General features: G+C 41.4%; 5 protein-coding genes and 1 pseudogene. 4 read left to right on the top strand and 2 right to left on the bottom strand.

All coding sequences use genetic code 11. The features are described from left to right. Positions 1–156 (top strand): annotated as a pseudogene (locus E0H81_RS16265) (RNA chaperone Hfq); the annotation flags it as partial. A 171-nt stretch (positions 157–327) separates the two neighbouring features. Here E0H81_RS16265 and E0H81_RS12760 read toward each other — a convergent pair. Both E0H81_RS12760 and E0H81_RS12755 read right to left on the bottom strand, forming a co-directional pair. After that, on the bottom strand, positions 328–1,632 hold the full coding sequence (locus E0H81_RS12760; protein ID WP_131319407.1) for a peptidylprolyl isomerase: 1,305 nt from the start codon (positions 1,630–1,632) through the stop codon (positions 328–330). Next, on the bottom strand, positions 1,632–4,091 hold the full coding sequence (locus E0H81_RS12755; RefSeq protein ID WP_131319405.1) for an LPS-assembly protein LptD: 2,460 nt from the start codon (positions 4,089–4,091) through the stop codon (positions 1,632–1,634). Before E0H81_RS12755 ends, E0H81_RS12760 begins: the two co-directional genes overlap by 1 nt. Before the next feature lie 120 nt (positions 4,092–4,211). Here E0H81_RS12755 and E0H81_RS12750 point away from each other — a divergent pair, with 120 nt between their 5' ends. The 3 genes from E0H81_RS12750 (at position 4,212) to rsmG (ending at position 6,632) form a co-directional block, all read left to right on the top strand. Next, entirely contained in the window at positions 4,212–5,225 is a 1,014-nt protein-coding gene (locus E0H81_RS12750) for an aminoglycoside phosphotransferase family protein (protein WP_131319403.1), read from the top strand. Then, the gene (gene murU, locus E0H81_RS12745) at positions 5,225–5,914 is read left to right on the top strand and encodes an N-acetylmuramate alpha-1-phosphate uridylyltransferase MurU (RefSeq protein WP_131319401.1); all 690 of its coding nucleotides are present in this window, start codon (positions 5,225–5,227) and stop codon (positions 5,912–5,914) included. The genes E0H81_RS12750 and murU overlap by 1 nt, the downstream gene beginning before the upstream one ends. An 85-nt stretch (positions 5,915–5,999) precedes the next feature. Beyond that, positions 6,000–6,632, top strand: coding sequence for a 16S rRNA (guanine(527)-N(7))-methyltransferase RsmG (rsmG, locus tag E0H81_RS12740; RefSeq protein ID WP_131319399.1), 633 nt, complete (start codon positions 6,000–6,002; stop codon positions 6,630–6,632). Positions 6,633–6,651 lie beyond the last annotated feature (19 nt).

The raw sequence follows: 6,651 nt of genomic DNA, 5'->3' as shown, positions 1-6,651 counted from the left end.
GGTTTTGGTGGTCAAGGCGGTTTTGGTGGTCAACAAGGCGGTTTCGGTGGTCAAGGTGGCTTCGGTGGTCAAGGTGGCTTCGGTGGTCAATCTACCCCTGGTTTTGAAGGTGAAACGAAATTTGAAGATCCTCAAGATGACGAAAATAATCGTTAATTGTTGATTTTTAAAAACCTCTCCTCGTGAGAGGTTTTTTTTATTTAAAAATTTTTAGTTTTAAAATAAATAATCCTGCCAAATTCTTATGTAGAGCTGGACCCAATATTAATGAAATAAAAAACCAGTTGCTCATCACAACTGGTTTTTTAAGAATTAAATAAAGCAAGTTTATTTATTCTTTTTGCGATCCAGACTCGGATCCTTAATCTCAACAAAAGCATTGCTGCGAATTTCACGTAACCAGCTATCTAACTCTGCATCAAATTGGCGTTCACCTAAAATTTGACGTGCCATACGTTCTTGATATTCACGCGTCATATCTTGTTGACGAGTATCCGTAACTTGAAGAATGTGCCAGCCAAATTGGGTTTGAAATGGTGCACTGGTTTGACCTATAGGTGTGTTTTTCATTTGAGTTTCAAACTCAGGAACCATAACACCCGGGTTAACCCAGCCCAAACTACCGCCATCACGCGCAGAACCAGGATCATTAGAGAACGTTGCAGCCAGTACTGCAAAATCTTCACCTGCTTTTAAGCGATTGTAAATACTGTCAATTTGCTGTTTAGCATTTTCCGGACTCACCACTTCAGAAGGTTGAATCAAGATATGGCGTGCTTTATATTGAGGCACAATGGCTTTTTGATCAGCACCTTTACGATCAACGAGTTTTAAAATATGTATTCCATCTTGCACAGGAATAAGATCAGTGGTTTGTCCAACTTGGAGTGGACTTACACGTGCCGCAAGTTCGCTTGGAATGTCAGACAGATTGCGAAAACCCGTATCTGCACTTTCGACTTTCACGCCATTGGCAGTAAATTTCTTATCAATTGCAGCAATATCATTGCTGTCTTTTAATGCCGCTTTCACTTGCTCAGCAACTTTTTCTACATTGTTGTTGCCGGAAATACGTACATGTAATACATGCACTTGATTGCCTAATGCTGCTTGACCTTGCGGTGTTTTTAAGAAATTTTCCACGTCCTGGTCACTAATTTTAATGCGTGACATCACCATTTGCTGGCGTAGGCGATTGATGGCTAAATCTTCTGCAATACGGTTACGCAGCGATTCATACGTTCCAGGTGCAATCGCATCCAGTTTTTGCTGAAATGCTTCCAGACTATTGCCGCCGGACTGAGCAGCAACTTTCAGCACAGCTTCGTTCAGCTCTTTTTCATTGGGCTTGATATTGTAGCGTTTGACCTGCTCAAGTTGAGCTTGGCGAATAATTAGTTGATCAAGAGCCTGCTGTTTTAGGAATTGCTCTGGTGGAACAGGTTTTTTTTGGGTTTCGAATTGATGTTTTACTTCTGCAATACTTTGATCTAAATCACTTTTCAAAATGACACTGTTATCTACCAAAGCAACAACTTCATCTGTTGGTTGTGCGAATGTAGCCATTGATGAAGAAAGGGCTAAAGCAAGAGCAGTCGCTTTAAAAAAATGTTTTAACGGTATTGTCTTCATTAACGTTGTGTCCAAGATTGATTAATTTTATTAAAACCTAGAATACGGTTTTCTAGTAATGATGAAAGCTTTTTGTTGAAACCACCTAAGCCTTTAAGGCTGACTTCAGCCATGATGGCGCGTTTTGCATTCACGCCATCCGCATTCACATCGTCCAGGTCATTATAGTAAGAACGTCCATAAACCGAAACACCCCAACAACACGCTTCATAATTTACACCCAATAGATATTCACGCGCTACATTATTGTCTATGTCGTATTGAGCATGTCCCATAATGCGCCAGTTGTTAGAGACTGGCTGAATGAAGGATGCGACGACTTGGTCATATTGTTTTTGCTGGTTTGGAATATCTTGGCGATAGAAATAACCCACGTTATACAGGTTACCTTGTTCACCAGTGTAATAAAGCTGGAAGTCACGTTGAGCGTTGTCGCCATTCGACATCCATGCCGAGTTAGCACCGATCGTGAAATTTTGTGACAGCTGGCTAGATACGCTTAAAACAGGGCCGGTACGACGTTCAGTATCAAACTGATTGCTTTCATTTTCTAAACTTACTCGGCGATCTTCAAAATAAAAACTTTGTCCAACGCTGGTTTTTAAACGTTCCAGACCAATTTCATCAAATAAGCTATAACTTAGACCTAAAGATAAGAAATTGTTGTCTTCTAAACGGTCATGGCCATAGAAACGACGTGCATTAAATAACTGGTCATAATTGATCGATGCTGTTGTTGAGTCAAAGTTTGGATGACCATCCTGATTTTTATACGGTGCGTAGGCATAAAATGCACGTGGTGTGATGGTTTGTAAATATTTGCCTTCTTTTTCAAAGGTTAAACCGGTATCTAAAGTGAATTGCGGCACAGTGACCGATTGATTTTCACTTGAAGAATTGGTGTTCTGGTTGGCATTAATGGTGTCTTGATCGTAGAAAGTATTGATATTGCGAATCGACACTTCCGGAATGACAAATGACCATGGATTACGGTAGTTATAACGAACAGCAAAGTCATTATAAATACGGGTACCACTTGGCTCATAGGAGCCAGTATTGGCTGTATCAGAAAGGCTGATGTCTTTCTTAAAGTAAGCGGTATCATTATTAAATTCGTATTGTAAACCCAGTGGATTGCCTGTTTTATAATTTAACAGGAACTGTGGTAAACGGGCATAAGGACGGTCTTGATCAGAAACAGACTTGTCCAGTGTCTGGAAATCTTCAACCTTTAACTGGGCCTTTAAGCCGGGGATACCATTTTTATAGTTAAGTTCCCAAGCGCGACGCAAGTTTAAGTCGGTCTTCGAGTTGGGGTTGTTGTTTAAGTCAGAGAAATAATCTTTATCTGAGGCGTAGTTATAATCCAGGTTGGTAGAAAATTGATCGTTAATTTGCCATTGATGCAATAGATGCAAGTCTTTACGGTCTTGGCCATCATATTTGTCATCCGAAGCCAAATAACCGCCCCAAATCATACCTGAGCCGTAATTCTCGGTTAAATAACGGAATTCGCCTTCAAGCATGGCTCCACGATCAGCAATATATCGTGGCGTAACGGTAGCATCGTAATTTGGCGCCAGATTTAAATAAACCGGAACAGCGAGTTCTACACCACCGTCGTTGGTAAAGCCAAAACTTGGGGTCAAAATACCCGTGGTACGACGGTCATCAATCGGGAAGTTAAAGTAGGGAACCGCCAAAACGGGAACATCTTTAACATAGAGCTTGGTTCCGCGCGTTTCTCCGCGACCCGTTTCCTGATTTAAAGTGATTTTATCTGCCTGAATTTTCCAGGTCGGTGTTTCATCGGGTGGACAAGTGCTATAGGTCGCATTGTTCATCACCACAACATTTTCAGAAGTACGGGCAATTTTCTCCGCACGGCCATGCGCATGTTGTTCTTCAGAAATATAGAAACTGTTATTTAAATCGCCTTGCTGGGTTTTTAAGTTGTAATTGATTTGATCACTTTGTGCGAGCAATCCGGCTTGTGCCATTTGCACGCGACCTTCAGCATTGGCAAAAGTTTGAGTCTGGTCAATGGTGATTTTATCGGCACGAATCTGGCGACCTTGTTGATCAATAACGACATTGCCCTCAAGGACAGAGTCACCTTTTGGATCGTAATGACCATAATCTGCAGTCACAACTGAGGTGGCTTCAGACGGATCTACCGCTTGGGTCTCCGGGCTAATCGGCGTAACCCAGGCACCTTTACAATAGGCGGAACTTAAATTTTGTCCCTGACGCTGTTGCGCTTCCGGTGAGGATTTATCAACGTAATATTGTTCAAAAAATTGTTGTCCAGGATAAGCTTCCTGAATGCTGTCCTTCATTTTTTGGTTGTCGACAGTCGAAGCTGGAAGTGTGGACTCAGCATAGCTTGAAATCGAGCTGCCACATAAAAGGGTCAAGATAGCAGTCGCTAAAGGATTAAATTTGAACTGATGCTTCATTTGTATCATTAACCAAGTATGCTTAATCGCAATTAATTATTCTCGCATCATAGAGAAAAAGTTTATAAGTGGCTACACTTAGTACTTTAAAAACTCAGCCTGTTTTAGAATTTATCGCAAATGAAAACACAACGTGAACAAATCATACATACATGGATTACATCTGTACTTGATTCAGATCAATTTGAAATTAATTTTTTGCCAGGCGATGCAAGCTTCCGTCGTTATGCACGAATCAATTTGAATAATAAAACATTTATGCTCATGGATGCACCACCAGAAAAAGAAGATTGTGTGCCTTTTGTGACGATTGACCAGTTTTTCGATAGTCATGGTGTCCGTGTACCGCATATCGTTGCAAAAGACCTGGAACAAGGCTTCTTATTGCTCGAGGATTTCGGTGATGTTTTGCTCTCAACCTTGCTGAACGATGCCACTGTTGATGCTTATTATGCGCAAAGCTTTAAACAGTTGATCGAATTGCAAGCAATTGATGGTACAGAAAACTTTCCGGCTTATTCCTATGAAAAGCTGATTTCTGAAATGGAATTGCTCACAGAGTGGATGTTACCTTCATTACAAATCCAGCCAACTCAAGATGAACAAGCCTTAATTAAACGTAGCTTTGCCATTTTGGCTAATGCTGCATTGGCACAACCGCAAGTGATTGTACATCGCGATTTTCATAGTCGTAACTTGATGAAAATTGAAGGTGAGACAGATCTCGGGGTGATTGATTTCCAGGATGCCGTGATTGGTGCAGATACTTATGACCTGATTTCAATCACACGCGATGCTTATGTGCAGTGGAATGCGGATCGTGTTTATGAGTGGTTTAAAGTCTTCTATGACTTGTTGCCTGAAACTGCAAAACAAGATCGTGATTTTGCACAGTTTAAACGTGATGCGGACTTTATGGCGATTCAGCGTCATATTAAAATTTTGGGTATCTTTGTGCGTTTATTTGAACGTGATGGAAAAACAGGTTACTTGAAAGATTTGCCGCGTGTGATGTGGTATTTACTTGAAGAAAGTAAAGATTATGCGGAGTTACAACCCTTTATGCAGTTCATCCAAGCCAAAGTGATGCCAAAATTTGAAGCCAAATATGGCACATATGAGGTTGCTGCATAATGAAAGCGATGATTCTTGCGGCCGGGATGGGTAACCGTATGCGTCCACTGACGCTACATACACCCAAGCCTTTGCTTGAAGTGGGTGGCAAGCCACTCATTGTCTGGCATATTGAAAAATTACAGGCAATCGGTGTGACTGAAATTGTCATTAATACTGCGTGGTTGGGCGACAAGCTGGCGAGTGCTTTAGGGGATGGTTCACAGTTTGGCGTGAACATTCTATGGTCACATGAGGGCGAAGGCCTGGAAACAGCCGGCGGTATTATTAATGCCTTGACGTTATTGGGTATAGAACCATTTATTCTGGTCAATGGTGATGTCTGGACCAGCATGGATTTTAGTTGTTTATTGAATGTGCAGCTTGCAGAAGATTTAGCACATCTGGTATTTGTAACCAATCCGGAACAGCATCCGCAGGGTGATTTTACCTTGGCAAATGGTCGTGCTTATACCTTCGAACAACAACAGCCGGGTGAAGCGCTCACTTATAGTGGTGTAGCGGTGATTGATCCTAAAATGTTTGAGGGTCTGGAAGGTGGTAAACGCCCATTGGCACCCTTGCTGAAACAGGCCATGCTCGAACAGAAAATATCTGCTTCGAAGATGCATGCTGTTTGGGTCGATGTTGGCACTCCGGAACGATTAAATGTACTGGATCAACAAATTAAGCAAGGCTTGTACGCTTAAGTGCGTATTCACTAAGCACTCGCTACTGTGACTTCATGTATAAATCGGTATACTTCACCTAACTTTTTCGAGACGTTAATTGTATATGCATACGTTTTTTCAAGAACTCAAGCAGGGTAGTCAGGCTTTGGGTTTAGAGCTCAGCGATGAGGCTTTAAATTTATTACTCAAATACCAAGATGCTTTGGTGTTGTGGAACAAAGCATATAATTTGACTGCAATTCGTGACCCAAAAGAAATGCTGGTCAAGCATTTACTGGATAGCTTAAGTATTTTAAAAGACTTGCCACAAGGGCGCCTGCTGGATATTGGTACGGGTGGCGGTATGCCGGGCATGATCATTGCATTGTGTCAGCCAGAGCGTGAATGTGTTTTGCTGGATTCAAATGGCAAAAAAATTCGTTTCTTGAAGCAGTTTATTGCTGACTTAAAATTAAAAAATGTGATTGCAGTGCAAACCCGTGTCGAAAATGAAGACAGTATTCATGACTTGGGTCAATTCGATGTCATTACCAGTCGTGCCTTTGCATCATTAACCGACTTTGTTGCTGCATCAAAACCTTATATGCATGAAAACAGTATTATTGCGTCAATGAAAGGCCTCATTCCTGAAGAAGAAGTCGCTGCCATTCAGCAAGAGTTTAGCTGTGACATTATTGCATTAAAGGTTCCGCGACTGGATGAACAGCGTCATCTGCTTTTATTAAAACGTATTTAATTATTTTTGAAGGGTTGGG

Source organism: Acinetobacter terrestris (assembly GCF_004331155.1).
GTDB lineage: Bacteria > Pseudomonadota > Gammaproteobacteria > Pseudomonadales > Moraxellaceae > Acinetobacter > Acinetobacter terrestris.
This window is presented reverse-complemented; position numbering and strand designations above follow the sequence as displayed.

Coding starts and splice junctions, on each gene's coding strand:
- murU (WP_131319401.1), top strand. CDS start 5,225: ATGAAAGCGATGATTCTTGCGGCCGGGATGGGTAACCGTATGCGTCCA.
- E0H81_RS12750 (WP_131319403.1), top strand. CDS start 4,212: ATGAAAACACAACGTGAACAAATCATACATACATGGATTACATCTGTA.
- rsmG (WP_131319399.1), top strand. CDS start 6,000: ATGCATACGTTTTTTCAAGAACTCAAGCAGGGTAGTCAGGCTTTGGGT.
- E0H81_RS12760 (WP_131319407.1), bottom strand. CDS start 1,632: ATGAAGACAATACCGTTAAAACATTTTTTTAAAGCGACTGCTCTTGCT.
- E0H81_RS12755 (WP_131319405.1), bottom strand. CDS start 4,091: ATGAAGCATCAGTTCAAATTTAATCCTTTAGCGACTGCTATCTTGACC.